At 69.6% G+C, this 17,502-nt stretch carries 18 protein-coding genes and 1 pseudogene; 8 read left to right on the top strand and 11 right to left on the bottom strand.

The genetic code is table 11. From position 1 onward, the window contains the following. Positions 1–57: 57 nt before the first annotated feature. Positions 58–318 (bottom strand): UBP-type zinc finger domain-containing protein, encoded by a 261-nt coding sequence (locus tag FGD71_RS44340; protein WP_119106283.1) that lies wholly within the window; start codon positions 316–318, stop codon positions 58–60. Between the two features lie 61 nt (positions 319–379). Here FGD71_RS44340 and FGD71_RS44335 point away from each other — a divergent pair, with 61 nt between their 5' ends. Next, a complete protein-coding gene (locus FGD71_RS44335; RefSeq protein WP_119106282.1) occupies positions 380–1,978 on the top strand; it encodes a Na+/H+ antiporter in 1,599 nt (532 codons plus the stop codon). Between the two features lie 26 nt (positions 1,979–2,004). On the opposite strand, the gene FGD71_RS44330 is transcribed toward FGD71_RS44335, so the two are convergent. Beyond that, the gene (locus FGD71_RS44330) at positions 2,005–2,790 is read right to left on the bottom strand and encodes an IclR family transcriptional regulator (protein ID WP_119106281.1); all 786 of its coding nucleotides are present in this window, start codon (positions 2,788–2,790) and stop codon (positions 2,005–2,007) included. A gap of 199 nt (positions 2,791–2,989) precedes the next feature. Here FGD71_RS44330 and FGD71_RS44325 point away from each other — a divergent pair. Continuing rightward, positions 2,990–3,951 (top strand): annotated as a pseudogene (locus tag FGD71_RS44325) (5-dehydro-4-deoxyglucarate dehydratase). Then, on the top strand, positions 3,948–5,210 hold the full coding sequence (locus tag FGD71_RS44320) for a glucarate dehydratase family protein (RefSeq protein ID WP_119106280.1): 1,263 nt from the start codon (positions 3,948–3,950) through the stop codon (positions 5,208–5,210). Before FGD71_RS44325 ends, FGD71_RS44320 begins: the two are co-directional and overlap by 4 nt. A 50-nt stretch (positions 5,211–5,260) precedes the next feature. On the opposite strand, the gene FGD71_RS44315 is transcribed toward FGD71_RS44320, so the two are convergent. The 3 genes from FGD71_RS44315 to FGD71_RS44305 form a co-directional block, all read right to left on the bottom strand. Next, positions 5,261–6,202, bottom strand: coding sequence for a 1-aminocyclopropane-1-carboxylate deaminase/D-cysteine desulfhydrase (locus FGD71_RS44315; RefSeq protein ID WP_119106279.1), 942 nt, complete (start codon positions 6,200–6,202; stop codon positions 5,261–5,263). A gap of 27 nt (positions 6,203–6,229) precedes the next feature. Continuing rightward, positions 6,230–6,820 carry an N-acetylmuramoyl-L-alanine amidase gene (locus FGD71_RS44310; protein ID WP_119106278.1) on the bottom strand — a complete coding sequence of 197 codons (591 nt, stop codon included), beginning with the start codon at positions 6,818–6,820 and terminating at the stop codon, positions 6,230–6,232. Between the two features lie 159 nt (positions 6,821–6,979). Beyond that, entirely contained in the window at positions 6,980–7,213 is a 234-nt protein-coding gene (locus FGD71_RS44305; protein WP_119106277.1) for a hypothetical protein, read from the bottom strand. Positions 7,214–7,403: 190 nt separating this feature from the next. Between FGD71_RS44305 and FGD71_RS44300 the strand changes: the two genes are divergently transcribed. From FGD71_RS44300 to FGD71_RS44285, 4 genes are all read left to right on the top strand, one after another. Next, positions 7,404–8,810: a family 2B encapsulin nanocompartment shell protein gene (locus FGD71_RS44300; protein WP_119106276.1), complete on the top strand. Its 1,407-nt coding sequence runs from the start codon at positions 7,404–7,406 to the stop codon at positions 8,808–8,810. A 97-nt stretch (positions 8,811–8,907) separates the two neighbouring features. After that, positions 8,908–9,504: a GNAT family N-acetyltransferase gene (locus FGD71_RS44295; RefSeq protein WP_119106275.1), complete on the top strand. Its 597-nt coding sequence runs from the start codon at positions 8,908–8,910 to the stop codon at positions 9,502–9,504. A 76-nt stretch (positions 9,505–9,580) separates the two neighbouring features. Next, positions 9,581–9,820, top strand: a complete 240-nt coding sequence (locus FGD71_RS44290) for a hypothetical protein (RefSeq protein ID WP_119106274.1) — start codon at positions 9,581–9,583, stop codon at positions 9,818–9,820. 60 nt (positions 9,821–9,880) lie between these two features. Then, positions 9,881–10,294, top strand: coding sequence for a YciI family protein (locus FGD71_RS44285; RefSeq protein WP_119106295.1), 414 nt, complete (start codon positions 9,881–9,883; stop codon positions 10,292–10,294). Positions 10,295–10,334: 40 nt separating this feature from the next. Here the strand turns inward: FGD71_RS44285 and FGD71_RS44280 are convergent, their stop codons facing one another. The 6 genes from FGD71_RS44280 to FGD71_RS44255 all read right to left on the bottom strand — a co-directional run bounded on the left by FGD71_RS44280 (position 10,335) and on the right by FGD71_RS44255 (position 15,891). Further along, positions 10,335–10,751: a VOC family protein gene (locus tag FGD71_RS44280; protein WP_119106273.1), complete on the bottom strand. Its 417-nt coding sequence runs from the start codon at positions 10,749–10,751 to the stop codon at positions 10,335–10,337. A gap of 4 nt (positions 10,752–10,755) precedes the next feature. Beyond that, on the bottom strand, positions 10,756–11,169 hold the full coding sequence (locus tag FGD71_RS44275; protein WP_119106272.1) for a helix-turn-helix transcriptional regulator: 414 nt from the start codon (positions 11,167–11,169) through the stop codon (positions 10,756–10,758). Between the two features lie 39 nt (positions 11,170–11,208). Next, positions 11,209–12,063 carry a carbohydrate ABC transporter permease gene (locus FGD71_RS44270; RefSeq protein ID WP_119106271.1) on the bottom strand — a complete coding sequence of 285 codons (855 nt, stop codon included), beginning with the start codon at positions 12,061–12,063 and terminating at the stop codon, positions 11,209–11,211. A gap of 2 nt (positions 12,064–12,065) precedes the next feature. After that, a complete protein-coding gene (locus FGD71_RS44265) occupies positions 12,066–13,064 on the bottom strand; it encodes a carbohydrate ABC transporter permease (RefSeq protein ID WP_119106270.1) in 999 nt (332 codons plus the stop codon). Positions 13,065–13,440: 376 nt separating this feature from the next. Beyond that, positions 13,441–14,784: an ABC transporter substrate-binding protein gene (locus FGD71_RS44260; protein ID WP_119106269.1), complete on the bottom strand. Its 1,344-nt coding sequence runs from the start codon at positions 14,782–14,784 to the stop codon at positions 13,441–13,443. Between the two features lie 84 nt (positions 14,785–14,868). After that, entirely contained in the window at positions 14,869–15,891 is a 1,023-nt protein-coding gene (locus FGD71_RS44255; RefSeq protein WP_119106268.1) for a LacI family DNA-binding transcriptional regulator, read from the bottom strand. Between the two features lie 180 nt (positions 15,892–16,071). On the opposite strand from FGD71_RS44255, the gene FGD71_RS44250 reads away from it, so the two are divergent. Next, the gene (locus tag FGD71_RS44250) at positions 16,072–17,454 is read left to right on the top strand and encodes a glycoside hydrolase family protein (RefSeq protein WP_119106267.1); all 1,383 of its coding nucleotides are present in this window, start codon (positions 16,072–16,074) and stop codon (positions 17,452–17,454) included. Positions 17,455–17,502: the final 48 nt, after the last annotated feature.

The following is a 17,502-nucleotide window of genomic DNA, read 5'->3' as shown; positions in this document are numbered from 1 at the left end:
AGCGCGCGCCGGGTTGACGTACCCAGGCGTCAGACGGTCGAACCGTCCGACCGTTCGTCACACGAGTACGTGGTCGACAAAGCACCAGCGCCAGCTCGCTCCGGGCTCCAGGGTGCGCATGATCGGGTGTCCCGTCTCCTTGTAGTGCTCTGTCGCGTGCCGCATCGGCGATGAGTCGCAGCAGCCCACGTGGCCGCAGGTCAGGCACAGCCGCAGTTGCACCGGATGGGTGCCGGCCGCACGGCACTCGAGACAGGTGTCGCTGAGTGGTGCGGGATCGGAAAGCGGCAGCGCGTCGGCATGCGTGCACTGTTTCATGATGGCCAGGTTACGACGGGCGCGCGGAAAGCAGCGCGAAAACGAAGGCGGGCCGAAACCGATGCATGTGATGCCTCTGCTCCTGCTGGTCGCGGGCAGCGTCGCCATTGCCGGTGCGGCCCGCCGTACCCCGGTCCCGGCACCGCTGTTGCTCGTCGCGGTGGGCCTGGCCGTCTCGTACGTCCCCGGGGTGCCCGAGTACACCCTCGACCCCGATGTGGTGTTGCCGCTGCTGCTGCCTCCGTTGCTGTACACGGCGGCCACGGACAGCTCGTACCTCGATCTGCGGGCGCAGGTCCGGCCCGTCGCGTTGCTGTCGGTGGGATATGTGCTGTTCGCGACGCTCGTCGTCGGCTGGGCCGCGTATCTGATCGTGCCGGGCCTGCCGCTCGCCGCCGCGCTGGTGCTCGGCGCGGTCGTGGCGCCGCCGGACGCGGTGGCGGCGACGGCGGTCGCGCGGCGGGTCGGGCTGCCCTCGCGGATCACCACGATCCTGCAGGGCGAGTCCCTGGTGAACGACGCGACCGCGATCACCGCCTACAAGGTCGCGCTCGCCGCCGCCGTCGGTGAGGGCGCGACCTGGGCGGGCGGGATCGGCGAGTTCCTGCTGGCGGCGCTCGGCGGTGTCGGGATCGGGCTCGTCCTGATGGTGCCGATCCACTGGCTGCGGACCCACCTGAAGGAGCCGCTGCTGCAGAACTCCCTCTCGTTGCTGATCCCCTTCTTCGCCTACGCGGTCGCCGAGCAGGTGCACGCCTCCGGAGTGCTCGCCGTGGTCGTCGTCGCCCTCTACCTCGGGCACCGCTCCTGGCAGGTCGATTTCGCGACCCGGCTGCAGGAGGCGGCGGTGTGGAAGATGGTCGCGTTCATCCTGGAGTCGGCGGTCTTCGCGCTGATCGGTCTGCAACTGCCCGTCGTCCTGAAGGGGCTTGGGGAGTACGAGGGGCTGAGTGCCGCCTGGTACGCGGTGGCCCTCTTCCTGGTCGTGGTCGTGACCCGCTTCGTCTGGGTGTATCCCGGGACGTATCTGCCGCGCCTGCTGTCCGCGCGGATCCGGGAGCGGGAGGCGGATCCCACCTGGAAGGGGCCGTTCGTCGTCGGCTGGGCCGGGATGCGGGGTGTGGTCTCGCTGGCGATCGCCTTCTCGATCCCGGAGACGCTGCACGGGGGTGAGGACTTTCCCGGCCGCAACCTCATCCTCTTCCTGACCTTCACGACGGTCATCGGGACCCTGGTCGTGCAGGGGCTGACGCTGCCCCCGCTGATCCGCCTGCTGAAGTTGCCCGGGCGTGACGCGCATGCCGAGACGCTCGCGGAGGCGAACGCCCAGGCGCAGGCGTCACGGGCCGCAGAGCAACGCCTGGACGAGCTCCTCGGCGATGAGCGCAACGCGCTGCCGCCCCCGCTGGCCGACCGCCTCCGTACGGTCCTGGAACGGCGCCGCAACGCAGTGTGGGAGCGGCTCGGCGCGGCGAACCCCGTGACCGGGGAGACCGCGGACGACACGTACCGGCGGCTGTCGCGCGCCATGATCGGCACCGAGCGGGCGGTGTTCGTGAAGCTGCGGGACGGCCGCTACATCGACGACGAGATGCTGCGGACGCTGCTCAGGCGGCTTGACCTGGAGGAAGCGGCGGCCTACCGGGAGACGATCACCTGAGCGCTCCGGGCGGGAGGTGACGGGCGTCAGCGAATGCCCTCCGCGCGCAGCCGTGTCGCCAGGCGCTGAGCGTGCTTCTGAAGCACCGTGGCGACCTTGTCCGTCGTCCTGGTGTTCTCGGCGTCGGCGAGGGGCATGGAGCAGCTGATCGCGTCGGTGGCCGGGATGCGATAGGGGACGGTGACGCTGACGCAGCCGATGCCTCGGGTGTTCTGCTCGTGCTCCACCGAGTATCCGCGTTTCCGGGTCTCCTCGAGCTCGCGGGCGAGGGCGTCCCGGTCGGTGATCGTGCGTTCGGTGAGGGCGGTCAGCGGGCCCGGCGGCAGCAGCGCGTCGGCCTCGGCCGAGGTCAGCTCGGCGAGCAGGGCTTTGCCGAGGGCGGTGGCGTACGCGGGGAGGCGGCGGCCCACGCGTGAGGTGGCGCGGTGCGGTTCGGTGGTCTCGCGGGTCGCGAGGTAGAGGACGTGGGAGCCGTCGAGCCGGGCGTAGTGCACGGTGTAGCCGGTGTCCTCGCGGATCTCCTCCAGGGTGTGGACGGCGTACGGCAGCGCGAGGTCGGCGTCGAGGTACGAGGTGCCGACGAGCAGTGCCCTGCCGGCCAGCCGGACCGATGTGCCGTTGGCGGAGGGCTCGACCCACTGCATCGCGATCATCGTGTGCAGCAGCTGATGCAGGCTGGAGCGCGGAAACCCGGTGCGCCGGTGCAGCTCGGTGACGGGGATGGCCCCCTTCGCGTCGGCCAGCACCTCCAGGACTACCAGGGCTCGTTGCGCCGACTTCACCATCCTGGGCTCCTCCGCGGCGGCGGACATGGGCGCTCCTCCCGAGGTGTGCTGCGGACGGTCGTGACGGTCCATGCGGAATCACGCATTCCTTGACACATGGCCGAAACGATTCTACGTTGCAGCAACCTTTTAGATTGATGAATCCCTTTCGCGTATATGAATGGAGATGGCGCATGGCTCACCGACAGCGCCGGACGCCCCCGGCCCTCGGCTCCTGAGAGAAGCCATGACATTCCCCAAGCTCCAAGGCGTGCAGTTCTTTCCGGTCACCCCGTTCGACACGAACGGGGCCCTGGTCGAAGACCTGCTCGCATCGCACATCGACTCCGGCGTCCGCGCCGGGGCGGGCGGTGTTTTCGTCGCCTGCGGCACGGGCGAGTTCCACGCCCTTTCACCGGCGGAGCTCGAGACCGCGACGCGGATCGCCGTCGAGACGGTGACGCGCGGCGCAGGCGCTCCAGTACCGGCCGGCTCCGCGGACGCGGACCGCATCCCGGTGCTGGCCGCGGCAGGCGGCCCGGTCCCCACGGTCCTCGACCAGGTGGCGCGCATCGAGCGGGCCGGCGCCGACGGCATCCTGCTGCTGCCGCCGTACCTGGTGACGGCCCCGCAAGGCGGCCTGCTGCGGTACGTCGAGACCGTGACGGCGGCCACCGCGCTGCCCGTCGTCTTCTACCAGCGGGGCACCGCCCGGCTCACCGTCGAGGCCGCGGTCGCGATCGCCGCGCTCCCGGGCGTGGTCGGGCTCAAGGACGGTATCGGCGACATCGAGCTGATGCACCGCATCGTGCGCGCGGTGCGTGCCCTGCCCGACGGCGGCGACTTCCAGTTCTTCAACGGTCTGCCGACGGCCGAGATGACCGTACCGGCCTACCAGGGCATCGGAGTCGAGCTCTACTCCTCGGCCGTCTTCGCCTTCGCCCCGGAGATCGCGCTGGCCTTCCACCGAGGCCTGGCGAACGGCGACCAGACCCTGGTGGCCACTCTGCTCAGCGAGTTCTACGGCCCTCTCGTCGAGAGCTCCGCGACGAGGTACCCGGCTATGCCGTCTCACTGGTCAAGGCGGGGGTACGGATCCGGGGTCTGGACGTCGGCGGCGTACGGCCCCCGCTGCTGGACCCCACGCCGGAGCACCTCGCCCGGCTCACGCAACTGATCGACCACGGCCTGGAGGCGGTACGAGCATGAGTGCCCTCGGCGCTGCACGCATCCGTGAACTGACCATCACCCCGATCGCGTTCCGCGATCCACCGCTCCTCAACGCCGACGGGGTGCACGAGCCGCTCGCCCTGCGCTGTGTCCTGCAGCTCGCGCTGGAGGACGGCACAACCGTCGGCCTCGGCGAGTCGACGGGGGGCACCGTTCGCCTCGAACGTCTCCAGGTCGCCGCCCGGGTCGTCCCCGGCATGGACGTCTTCGACACCACGGCCATCGCCGCCGCCATCGACGCCGCGCTGCTGCCGACCGTCCCGAGCTCCCATGAACGCGGCTGGACCACCTCCGCCGTCGAGGTCGCCTGCCTCGACGCGCAGGGCAAGCTGACCGGCCGCCCCGTGTCCGACCTGCTCGGGGGCGCCGTCCGCGACTCCGTCCCCTTCGCCGCGTACCTCTTCTACAAGTGGGCCGAACACCCCGCCCTCGACGGCCGCCCCGCCGTACCCGACTCCTGGGGCGAGGCCCTCGATCCGGCCGGCATCGTCGAACAGGCCCGGCTGATGCGGGAGCGCCACGGTTTCCGGGACTTCAAGCTCAAGGGCGGCGTCTTCCCGCCCGACGAGGAGATCGCCGCGATCCGTGCCCTCGCCGAGGCCTTTCCCGGCCGGCCGCTGCGACTCGACCCCAACACGGCGTGGACCGTGGAGACTTCGCGGTACGTGGCGCGGGAACTGGACGGCGTCCTCGAATACCTGGAGGACCCCACCGCGACCATCCCCGGCATGGCGGAGGTCGCGCGGACAGCCCCCATGCCCCTGGCGACCAACATGTGCGTCGTCGCCTGGGAACACCTGCGTCCGGGCGTCGAAGCCGGCGCGATCCAGGTGCTGCTCACCGACCACCACTACTGGGGCGGGCTGCGCCGTACCCGCGAACTCGCCGCCGTGTGCGAGGCCTTCGGGCTCGGGCTGTCCATGCACTCCAACTCGCACCTGGGCATCAGCCTCGCCGCCATGACCCATGTCGCCGCGGCCATTCCCCGTCTCGACCACTCCTGCGACACCCACTACCCCTGGAACTCGGCCGACGACATCATCGTCCCGGGCGCCCTGGAACTCCGCGACGGCTGCGTCAAGGTCCCGACGGGCCCGGGCCTCGGTGTCGAGCTCGACCCGGACGCTCTGGAACGGGCCCATCGCGTGTACGTCGACTCGGGGATGAAGAGCCGCGACGACACGGGGTACATGCGGCGGTTCCATCCGGAGTACGTGCGGAAGCTGCCCCGGTGGTGACCTGGTGATCTGGTGACCTGGTGGCGAACCGGTCTGTGAGGTGAGCGGACCTACGGGGCGGGCGGCGCTCCCGTGATCACGGCCGCGAGTCTCGTCCCGCGGGGGAAGGCGCCCTCCTCCGTGAGGGCGAGCAGTCCGTACAGCGTCTTGGCGACGTAGAGGCGTTCGACGGACAGGCCATGACGTTGCTCGAAGTCGACGGCGAAGGCGTCGAGTTCGGAGGTGGTGCGGGCGTAGCCGCCGAAGTGGAAGCGGTCGTCGAGGGACCAGTCGCCGCGGAGGCCGCCGAAGGCCTGGCCCTGGAGCGCGCGTATCTCCGCGTCGAGGAAGCCTCCCTTGAGGACCGGTATGCCCAGGGCGCGCTGTCCGGGGCCGAGGCCGGCGGCCAGCCCCGCGAGCGTGCCGCCCGTGCCGCAGGCGAGCGCGACGACGTCGGCGCTGCCGCGCAACTCCTCGCCGAGGGCCACGCAGCCGCGTACGGCGGCGGAGTTGCTGCCGCCCTCGGGTACGACGTACGCGTCCTCGGCGCCCGCCTCCCGGAGAACGGCGGTCAGTGTCTCCGGCTCGCTCTTGTGACGGTAAGTCGACCTGTCGATGAAATGGAGCCGCATGCCGTCGGACACGCACCGGGCGAGCGACGGGTTGAGAGGACGGGCGGCCAGCTCCTGGCCGCGGACCACGCCGATGGTGGCCAGGCCAAGGAGGCGGCCCGCGGCGGCGGTGGCGCGCAGATGGTTCGAGTACGCGCCACCGAAGGTGAGGACCGTACGACCGGCCGCGGCACGAAGGTTCGGGGCCAGCTTGCGCCACTTGTTGCCCACCAGGTCCGGGTGGATCAGGTCGTCCCGCTTGAGCGCCAGCCGTACGCCGTGACGCGCGAAGCGCTCGTCCATGACGTCCTGCAGGGGTGACGGCAGCCGCGGCCGCAGGAGGGCGGAGACATCGGGGACGTCGGGGACGTAGGGGCTGGTCACACAACCATTGTCGGACATGTGTCCGGGCCCTGCGCCGGCCCGTGATCAGTTCAGACGGTCGCGGATGCGTTCTCGCATGGAGGCCATCGTGAAGCCGCGCGGGTCGACCTTCCCCGGCTGCCATTCGAGGTGGCCGATGACCGAGCGCTCCGTCCAGCCGTGATGGCGGCAGATCGCCGCAGAGGCCCGCTCGATGGCGTCCAGCTGGGCCTCGGGCCAGGGGTCCTCGCCGTCACCGAGGTTCTCGCACTCGAAGCCGTAGAAGTGGCGGTTGCCGTCGGTGTTCGCCTCGTTGTCCTGCGGGAGCCCGCTCTCGGCGATGACCGCGCGCAGTACGTCGTCGTCGCCGAGCCCCGCGTGGTTGGCGCGGCCGTAGCCGACGAGGTGCACTCGGCCGTCCTTCGTGATGACGCCGTGGCACAGCGGTCCCGGCAGGCCGCTGTAGCCGTCGCGGCAGATCTCGACCGTCCGCGCGCTGCCCGACGTCACCGTGTGGTGGATCATCACGCCGTGGACAGGGCCCCAGGGACCCTTGTGATTGCGGTTGTGGTGCTCCCAGTCGCCGACCTCGACCACGGTGAGGCCTTCGTCGTTGAGTCGCTCCAGGAAACTGCCCGCGGACATGGGTGAGGCCATGACCGCCTCCTCACGCAGGGAGAGCGACAGCCACCGGTCGCGGCCGCCTCGTACCGCTGCTTGTACCGGAACCCGGCGGCATGGACCACCTGTTCGCACAGCGTGGCGAACCGATTCGGTCAGCGGATCGGCCTGGTCCGGCGGTGCGGGTGGGCCTCGTCAGGCGCGCAGGAATCCGTCGCCGTGTGTGGCGATGTGGCTCTCCAGGGCCTGGAGGGCCCGCTGTGTGGCGTCGGGGGAGCCGGTGCCGTGCCGTTCGGCGTAGTACGCCGCGCCGAGGCTCTTGAGTAGATCGCTGCCCGCCCGCTGCGCCTGGACTTCGTCGAGCTTCTGCTTGCCCTGCGTGAGGCCGCGCTGCGCTTGTTCCTTGGCGCGGTCCAGGAAGCCTGCCATTGCCGTCTCCTCGTCGCTTGTCCGTCGCCCGTTCAACGTGTGGCTCGATCTTGTAGTTCCCCGTGGGCGAGTTCTAGGTTGTGCCCCGTCCCCGAAGATCCATTCCCGTCCATTCGTGTAATGGAATCGGCACGGTCCGTGATGGGAGGCTTGATCGTGCAGATCAGCGCATGACCGGGGAGGGTGTTTCATGTCGGTAGGCGAAGAGCTCCACGCGCACCAGGAGCAGCCGCAGAAGAGTCTCGGCACATCCGCCGCGCGGAATTTGTCGACCACCACGAAGTCCGCACCGCAGATGCAGGAGATCAGCTCACGGTGGCTGCTGCGCATGCTGCCGTGGGTGAACGTGCAGGGCGGCACGTACCGCGTGAACCGAAGGCTCAGTTACTCCGTGGGCGACGGCCGCGTCACGTTCGTGAAGACCGGTGACCGCGTTCAGGTCATCCCCGCGGAGCTCGGCGAGCTTCCGGCGCTGCGCGGGTTCGAGGACGAGGAGGTGCTCGACGAGCTCGCCCGGCGCTGCCGGCAGCGGGAGTTCGCGCCCGGCACCGTGCTCACCTCCTTCGGGAGCCGGGCCGACGAGGTCTTCCTGCTCGCGCACGGCAAGGTCGAGAAGGTCGGCGCGGGACCCTACGGGGACGACGCCGTGCTCGGAGTCCTCGCCGACGGGGCGTACTTCGGCGAGCAGGCCATCACCGACCCGGACGCCATCTGGGAGTACACGGCCCGCGCGGTCACGGCCTGCACGGTGCTCGCACTGCCCCGCCAGGACCTCGAACAGGTGGCGGAGCGCTCCGAGTCCCTGCGCGACCATCTCCGGCGGCTGCGTTCGATTCCCGAGCAGCGCACCAACAAATACGGCGAGAAGGAGATCGACCTCGCCGCCGGCCACACCGGAGAGCCGGCCATCCCCGGGACGTACGTCGACTACGAGGCGGCGCCGCGCGAGTACGAACTGAGCGTCGCACAGACGGTATTGCGCATCCACACGCGCGTGGCGGACCTCTACAACCAGCCGATGAACCAGACCGAGCAGCAGCTGCGGCTCACGGTGGAGGCGCTGAAGGAGCGCCAGGAGCACGAGCTCATCAACAACCGGGAGTTCGGGCTGCTCAACAACTGCGAGTACGAGCAGCGGCTCCAGCCGCACGAGGGCGTGCCCAGCCCCGACGACCTGGACGAGCTGCTGAGCAGGCGGCGCGGGTCCAAGCTGTTCCTGGCCCATCCGCGTGCGATCTCCGCGTTCGGCCGCGAACTCAACAAGCGCGGGCTCGTCCCGGAGACCATCGACATGGGCGGTAACCGCATCCCCACCTGGCGCGGCGTGCCGATCTTCCCGTGCAACAAGATCCCGGTCACCGAGGCCAATACGACCTCCATCATCTGCATGCGTACCGGCGAGGCCGAGCAGGGCGTCATCGGACTCCAGCAGGTCGGCATCCCGGACGAGATCGAGCCGAGCCTGTCCGTGCGCTTCATGGGTATCAGCGAGCAGGCGATCATCTCGTACCTGGTGACGACCTACTACTCGGCCGCGGTTCTGGTGCCCGACGCGCTGGGAGTCCTGGAGAACGTCGAGATCGGCCGCCGGCGGTGACGCGGCGGGCCTCAAGCCCCTCGCCATGTGCGCCAGAGCGATCACTTAGGCTGCAACGGCCAAGCACGGGCGGGTAGTTGACGTGGAGGAGTAGGGCATGGGCGTGGTGATCCGGCGGGCCGGTGACGGGGATCGAGAGGCTGTTACGCGCCTACTCGACGAGGCCTTCCATGACGACCCGGCGAGCAGATGGGTCTTTCCCGATCCGGAACACCGTCGCCGTAGCCATCCCTTGCTGATGGGAGCCTTCCTCGACATCGTGCTCGCCGAGGGGTACGTGGACGTCACCGAGGACGGTTCCGGCTGTGCGCTCTGGTTGCCGGTGCCCGCGCAGGCGCACGAGGAGGACGACGAGGACGGTCCCGCGCGGTTGCGCGAGGCCGTCGATCCCGGAAACGAACGGATCGAGCAGATCGCCCGGCTGACGGGCGAGGTGCACCCGGCGGGCGAGGCCCACGAGTACCTGTGGATGATCGCCGTGAGTCCCGCCCGGCAGGGCGAGGGCCTTGGTACGGCGCTGATCCAGCACGTACTCGAGCGCTGTGACCGTGAGCGTCTGCCCGCGTATCTGGAGGCGAGCAACGCCCGCAGCCGAGGCCTCTACGAACGACTCGGCTTCGCCTTCACCGGCCGCGCCGTCGACCTGCCGGACGGCCCACGGATGTGGCCGATGTGGCGCAAGCCCCAGCACTGAAGGTATCGCCGCCGGTACTGAACCCGACTGTGTCGCTCACCTGTCGGGTCGGCCTGTGTCGCAATACCCTGGAGGCATGACCAGTGATGAGTACGTCTGTCCCGTTTGCGGGCAGCCCGTCGACACGGTCGTGCACCGGCACAAGACCATGGGCGTGGTCGTCCCCCTGTGGGGGCCCGGCCCCTGCAAGAACCCCGAGTGCGAGGCGTACACCGCGGAGGAGCCTTCCGAGCCCGCGCCCGTTGTCACCGCCGACTCCCGGCCGCCCGGCGCGGCCGAGACCGACACCGATGCGGCCGCGGAGCAGGATTCCTGAGCTTTCCCGCGCGCTCGAGCGTTTCCATGAGCCCGCATGCCCGAGCCGAAGGAGCGGATCATGAAGTACCTCGTGATGATTCAGGGCACGCAGGCGGACTACGAGGGCATGCGGGGCAAGGCTTCCCCGGACGCCCCGGCCTGGAGCGAGCAGGAGCTGCGGGCCATGTACGAGCACATGGGCGCGATCAACAACGACCTCTCCGAGTCCGGGGAGATGCTCGACGGCAATGGTCTGGCGGAACCCGCGCAGACCCGCTTGGTCACCCTGGGCCCGGACGGCGAGGCCGTGATCACCGACGGGCCGTACGGCGAGACGAAGGAAGTGCTCGCCGGCTACTGGCTCCTGGAGTGCGAGAGCCTGGAGCGGGTCACGGAGATCGCCGCACGCGTCGCCCAGTGCCCCGGCCCCGAGGGGCTGAAGAACTACCCGGTCGTCATCCGGCCGATCCTCGACGGCGCGGGCGACGTGTGAGCGAGCAAGACGGGTGGGACGGACGACCGCGGTCGCCCGGTCAGGAGCCCTTGCGTTCCGTGATGCGCAGCAGGTTGCCAGAGGGATCGCGCACGGCGCAGTCGCGGACTCCGTACGGCTGGTCCGTCGGCTCCTGGACGATCTCGGCGCCCGTGTCGCGCAGGCGCTCGTACATCGCGTCGCAGTCCTGGGTGGCGAAGATGACCCCCCGGAGCATGCCCTTGGCCATCAGTTCGGTGATGGCGCGCCGGTCGGACTCCAAGGCGTTCGGGTCCGCCAGCGGCGGCTCCAGCACGATCTCCACGTCCGGCTGGAGCGGCGAGCCGACGGTGACCCAGCGCATTCCCTCGAAACGGACATCGCCCCGTACTTCAAGGCCCAGGACGTCGCAGTAGAAGGTGAGCGCCTTGTCGTGGTCGTCCACCGAGATGAAGCACTGGGAGAGCTTGAGGTCCATGGCCTCAGGCTAAGGGCTTGGCCTCCCGGCCGCGCACCGGTCGCGTGTACCTCTTCGCCACGCACGCCGGGATCGCCGCCCCCTGCTCGTGCGTCCGCGCCCGGTACGCGCTCGGCGTCTCGCCGACCAGCTCGGTGAAGCGGGAGCTGAACGATCCCAGTGACGTACACCCCACCGCGAGGCAGACCTCCGTGACCGTGAGATCGCCCCGGCGCAGCAGCGCCTTCGCCCGCTCGATCCGGCGCGTCATGAGATAGCCGTACGGCGTCTCGCCGAACGCGGCACGAAAGCTGCGCTGGAAGTGCCCCGGCGACATCAGCGCCGTGCGCGCGAGCGCGGACACGTCCAGCGGCTCGGCGTACTCACGGTCCATCCGGTCTCGCGCTCTGCGCAGCCGGACCAGGTCTTCCGGGGTCACCTCATCAGCATCCCATGGCCCACTGACAGGACGGGCCCCTCAGCCCTTGACGGCGGAGCTGGCGACGCCCTGGACGAACCAGCGCTGGAAGAAGACGAAGACGACCAGCACGGGCAGGACCAGAAGCACGCCGAAGGCGAGGATCTGACCCCAGTCCGGGGGCAGTTGGGCCTGGAACACGCTCATCTCCAGCGGCAGCGGTCGTACCGCCGGATCGGAGACCATCAGGACCGGCCAGAGGAACGAGCCCCACTGGATGAGGAAGGTCAGGATCGCCACGGAGGCGAAGGCCGGCTTCGACATCGGGACGATGATGGCGAAGAAGGTGCGCCAGGGGCCCGCGCCGTCGATACGGGCGGCTTCCTCGATGCTCGGCGGGATCGTGCGGAAGAACGTGTGGAACTGGTAGACCGAGAAGGCGTTGGCGATGAACGGGAGCGCCAGGATGGGCAGCGTGTTCCGCTGGTCGTTGAACATGTAGAAGAGCGGGACCGCCACCGACTCGAACGGGATCAGCATCAGCAGCAGGATCAGCGTGAAGACGGCGTTCTGGCCGCGCCACTTCAGCCGTGAAAGCCCGTACGCGGCCATCGAGTTGACGAAGAGACCGCCCGTCACCACCACGAAGGCCAGCAGCAGCGAGATGCCCATGAAGCGCCAGAAGTAGCCGGTGCTCTCGGAGTTGAGGCTGTCGAGGACGGCCGTGTAGTTGTCCAGCGACAGGTTGGTGGGCAGGAAGCCGGCCAGACCGTTCAGGACTTCGTCGGACGGCTTGAGGCTGCCGATGAGCAGGTAGATGGCGGGCAGCGCGAAGACGAACGCCAGGACGGACAGGACGGCGTAGTCGAGGAAGCGGCGCAGGGGAGTGCGGGTGAGGCCCGTGTTCATGCTCATGGTCAGTCCTCGTTGTCGGGCCGGACGACGCGGCGCTGGATGAGGGTCAGGACGACGACGATCAGGAAGAAGACGACGGTGATCGCGGACGCCTGGCCGATGTTGTTCTGGTCGAAGGCGGTGGTGACCGCCTGGTACATCACGGTGCGGGCCGCGTCCTCGTTGAGGCCGCCGCCTTTGACGAGGACGTAGACCTGGTCGAAGACGCGGAAGGAGAGCACCGAGGTGAGCATGGCGACGAACACGAGGGTGCCGCGGATGCCGGGCAGGGTGACATGGCGGAACTGCTGCCAGCGGGAGGCGCGGTCGAGCTCGGCGGCCTCGTAGAGCTCACCGGGTATCTGCTGGAGCCCGGCGAGCAGGATGACCATCTGGAAGCCGACGCCCTGCCAGATGGAGAGGATGATGATCGAGACCATCGCGGTGGCGGAGTCGCCGAGCCAGTCGAAGGCGCCCCAGTTGCCGAAGCTCACCGCATCCAGCGCGGAGTTGAGCATGCCCTGATCGCTGCGGGCGAGGATGAGGCGCCAGATCACGGCGACCAGCGCCATCGGGAAGACGACCGGCATGAAGAACAGGGACCGGAACAGACCGATCGCCTTGAGCTTGCGGTTGAGCAGGATCGCAAGGCCGAGCGCCAGACCGGTCTGCACGGGTACGACGACCGCGGCGAAGGTCAGGTTGTTGAGCAGGGCCCTGAGGAACGGGCCGGACAGATCGGGGTCGGTGAACAGCCGCCGGTAGTGCTCGATCCCGAACCAGGTCGGTTCCAGGGGGGAGCCGAGGCGGACGTTGTAGAAGGAGAGGACGACGGCGTAGCCGAACGGAATGCCGACGAAGGCGATGAGTCCGACGACGGAGGGCGCGGACATGAGCAGTCCGTGCAACCAGTCGCGGTTCTTGCGCACAGAGCGCGCCGGGCGCGCTGGTTCGACGGAGGTCACGGGTGGGTCCTGCTCCCGGGCATGGGGCGCGGCGTGCGCGGGTTCGACGGATTTCACCTTGTTCCTTCCAGCGTCTCGCTACGATGGCTCGGTCGTTCCGTGAGCCCTTGAAGGCACGAACCGGCCTGGCCGGGGAGACGGTTGTACGGGGTGTTGACCGGATCGATGTCGCCAGGACTCTCCTGGCGTGTGGCCTTGTCACCGGTCCCGCACCGCATGGTGGTCCGGTCGTCATGCGGTGGATGCGACCTTCCCCCAGACTCCGTCCGGGGGTGCCCCCATCCGTCCTGCCGTAGGGGGCAGTCGGGAGCGCGACGAGGTGTGGACGGCTGAGCGCACAAGCTCGGTCGCTTCACGGCCGAGAAGGTGACGGTGGGTCCTGTTCCCGGCGGGGCGGGCGCGACGTGCGCGGCCCGCCCCGGCCGATGGGGTCCTACGGGATCTCGTAGCCGGCGTTGTCGGAGAAGTCCTGGTCGATGGCCTTGGCGGCCTTGGACAGGGCGTCCTTCGGGTCGGCGCCGCCGTAGACCGAGTTGAGGGCCTCGGCGAACTTCGCGGTGACGGTGGGGTATCCGGCGGTCAGCGGACGGGTCACGGCGACGCAGGACTTGGCGATGTCGGTGTCGCCGCAGGGCTTGGCGAGCTGGTCGGAGAACAGCTGGAGCGGGCCGCCCTGCTTGTAGAGGTCGCTCGCGGCGAGCGCGGACTTGGTGGCGGGCGGGGCGCCGTTGGCCGTCGTCATCGCGGCGACGTTCTCGTCGTTGAGGAGAGTGTCCAGGAACGTGCCGGCGGCCTTGGCGTTCTTGGAGTCGGCGCCGATGCCCCAGGCCCAGGAGCCCTGGCCGGTCTTGGGGCCGTTGCCGAAGTCGGGCTGCGGCAGGACGACGAGGTCGTCACCGAGGGCCTCGCTGTAGGCGGGGTACATCCAGTGGCCGACCCAGCTGAGTGGGACGCGGCCCTTGGCGAAGGCGTTGCCGTCGGTGTTCGGGTCGACGTCGGACTTCCAGGACTGGAAGGTCTTCAGGGCCGACACGGTTTCCGGTGAGTCGATTGCGCCTTTCGCCTTGCCGTCCTTGAGGAGCGACCCGCCGGCCGACCAGACGATGGGGGAGAAGCCGTAGGTGCCCCACTCGGTGGTGAGCCCGTTGTTCTCCTGAATGTCGAGGACCTTGCCGTCGGAGTCCTTGCCCTTCAGCGCCTTGAGCGCGGCGGTGAACTCGTCCGCCGTCCAGGCGTCGTCCACGCTCGTCGGGTACTTCACGCCGGCCGCGTCCAGCAGCTTCTTGTTGCCGTAGACGCCCAGGCCCGAGTCGTACTGGCCCAGACCGTAGTGCTTGCCGTCGATCTCGCCCTGCGCCTTGATGGCGTCGGTGGCGTTGCTCAGGGTCTTGGCGGAGACGTAGTCGTCGATCGGGGCGAGCTTCTGGTTGTAGACGAAGTTCGCCATGGTCGGCCCGTCGAACTCCATCACGTCCGGCAGCTCCGAGGCGTCCGTCGTCGTGATGGTCTTGGTGTAGTCGTTGCCGGGGATCAGCTTCAGCTCGACCTTGATGTCCTTCTGCGAGGAGTTGAAGGACTTCACCGCGTTCTGTATCGCGGTGTCCTCGCTCTTCTGGCCCTGGTGGGCCCAGACGCTGATGGTGCCCTTGCCGCTGCCCGCCTCGGCGGAGGTGTCGGTGCTGCCGCCCCCGCCACAGGCGGCCAGCGCCGCCAGGGGCAGGACGAGGGCCAGTCCCGTGCTGGCTGTGCGGCGGACATTTCTGCTGGTCGAACTCATGGGCTGTGCCTTCCGTGCTGTGGCGAGGGTTTGCAGTGCTGACGTGCTGTCTGGGCGCGGGGAGTGGGGCTCGAGGGGTGCGGGTTACTGCGGTCCGCGCGGTCTGGGAGGGGCGGTCGTCTCGCGCAGGACGAGACGGATGGGCATCTGCACCTGCTCCGTGGGTGGTTCGGCGCCGGGTTCGTCCAGCTGACGCAGCAACAGCCGGGCGGCCTCGGCGCCCTGGTCGGCGACCGGCTGGGCGACGGTGGTCAGGCCGACCACATCGGCGAGTTCGTGGTCGTCGAAGCCGACGACCGACACGTGGTCCGGGACCCTGAGCCGGTGGCGGCGCAGGGCGCGCAGGGCGCCCATCGCCATCTCGTCGGACTGCGCGTACACGGCGGTCGGCGGGCGGGAGACGGCCAGCAGTTCGGTCATGGCCCGCTCACCGCCCTCGACGGTGTAGTCGCCGTCCGCCTCCAGAGCCGGATCGTGCTCGATTCCGGCGTCGGCCAGGACGTCCAGGTAGGCGTTGCGCCGCTCGATGGGGGTGGTCCAGTGCAGCGGCCCGCTGGCTCCGCTGATCATGCCGATGCGGCGGTGGCCGAGGTTCACCAGATGCCGTACGGCGCTCTCGGTGCCGGCCCGGTCGTCGATGCCGACGACGGTGAAGCCGGGCCGGGCCCCGCCGACCGTGGTGGCCAGCGGCACCCCCAGGGAGCGCAGCGCGGCCGACTCCTCCTCGTCCGGGATGAGCAGCGAGAGCACCGCGTCCACGCGCTTGCGGACCGGCAGCTTGGTGAAGAAACGCTTGCGTGCCTCCGGCGAACCCAGGTTGTACAGCAGCACGTCGTACCCGGCGGCGCTGAACACCTGCTCGGCCGCGTCCAGCACGGTGCCGAAGAACCAGCGACCCACGTACGGGACGACCACGCCGATGGTGAAGGTGCGCCCGCTGGCCAGGCTCGAGGCGGACCGCGATGCGGTGTATCCCAACTGCGCGGCGACGGCCGTGATCTGAGCCCGCACCTCCTCGGATACGCCCGGCCTGCCGCGCAGCGCGCGGGACACGGTGGACGCCGAGACTCCGGCGGCGCGGGCGACATCGGTGATGCTGACCGTCACAGCTCAACTCCCCCTCGATTTTCACGTCGGTGTGATCGGTGAGTGACGCGACCGTAAACCCGCCCTCCTTGTTGCGCAAGCGTTTGCGTTCATATTTACTGGGGCGGATTCTCAGGAGATCCTTTTGTTATCAAGCGTCAGCGCACGCGCTTGGGCGCTGTGAGCCGACAGGAACTGTGCATGCGATACGCCCCGCCCGGCTTGTGCCTGAACGACTTCGCCCTCCTGCGCGACGAGGACGGCACCTACGTGGTGTTGCATCTCCAGGGTCCGTGGACGGCCGAGTTCGACCACCTGCGGATGGAGACCTCGTACGGCCGGGCGACCTCCACCGACCTGGTGCGGTGGCAGCCGCAGGGCACCGCCTTCGGCAACGGACTGCCCGGCCGCTTCGACGAGCAGGCGGTGTGGACCATGCATCCGTTCCGGCACGGCGACTTCCGCGGCCGCCCCGGGATGGCGATGTTCTACACGGGCGTCTGCGGTCTCACGCCGGGCGGCTGGCCGGTCCAGTCGGTCGGACTGGCGTACTCGGACCGCACGGACGGCACCGGCTGGCGCCGCCACGGCACCCGGCCGGTGGTCGAGGCGGACCCGCGCTGGTACCGCACCGGTGAACGCATGGGCTGGCGCGACCCGTTCGTCGTGCGCGACGACGCATCGGACGGCTGGGTCATGGTCGTCTGCGCCAGCGACGCCTCCCTCCCGGTCGAGGTCAGCGGCTGCGTCGCACTGGCCACCTCCGACGATCTGGAGCACTGGACCGTCCATCCGCCGCTGATCTCACCCGGCGACGTGGACGAGTTGGAGTGCCCGGTCCTGGAACGCCTCGACGACGGCAGCTGGTTGCTGCTCGGGTCCATCGGCCAGACCCGCGGCTTCGAGGCATGGACCGCGCCCCGACTGCGCGGCCCCTGGACCCGCCGGGGTCCCCTCGGGCCGACCGGCTCCTACGCCCCGCGCGTCATCGCCGCCCCCGACGGCGCGCGCGTCGTTCTGCACACCACTCCCCGCCGCGTCGGCCTGACCGACACCGGCGACCGCTGCCGCGGCATGCTCGCCCAGCCGAAACTCCTCGTCACCCCCACGGATGCGGCGCCCCGCCTGGAATGGTGGCCCGGCCTGAACACCTGGCTCGGCGAGGAGACCGACCACCCCACCCCGCACGCGGTCGGCGACATCGGCATCACCGGCCGTGTCGAGATCACCCTGCGCGCCGATTCCCCCGGCGGCGACCGCCCCGCCCTCGCCGTCGGCTGTGACGGCAAGAACCTCTGGGCCACCGGTCTCGACGGAATCCGGCTCGGCGAGACGGTCCTGACGGAACCCGCCGCCACCCTGCGCATTCTCACCATCGGGGAGTACGTCGAGGTCTACGCCGACGGCGTCTTCGTCCTGTCCACCCTGAGCTACTCCGGCCACCCCGCCCCCTGGACGGCCGTCGCGGAAGAAGGCGAAGGCGCCATCGGACGCGAACGCGCCGTCCCGGTCCGCCCGATCCGGCTGCCCGATCCCGACCGTGACGATGCCTCAGCCATCTGGCCCGGCCCGTCACCCCGCTGACGAGCGGGAGCTCACACCACCTCGCCGACCGACCCCGACGCCCACGCA

Source organism: Streptomyces sporangiiformans, from assembly GCF_005768555.2.
GTDB lineage: Bacteria > Actinomycetota > Actinomycetes > Streptomycetales > Streptomycetaceae > Streptomyces > Streptomyces sporangiiformans.
The sequence above is the reverse complement of the archived record's forward strand: the minus strand, read 5'-3'. Positions and strand labels throughout refer to the sequence as shown.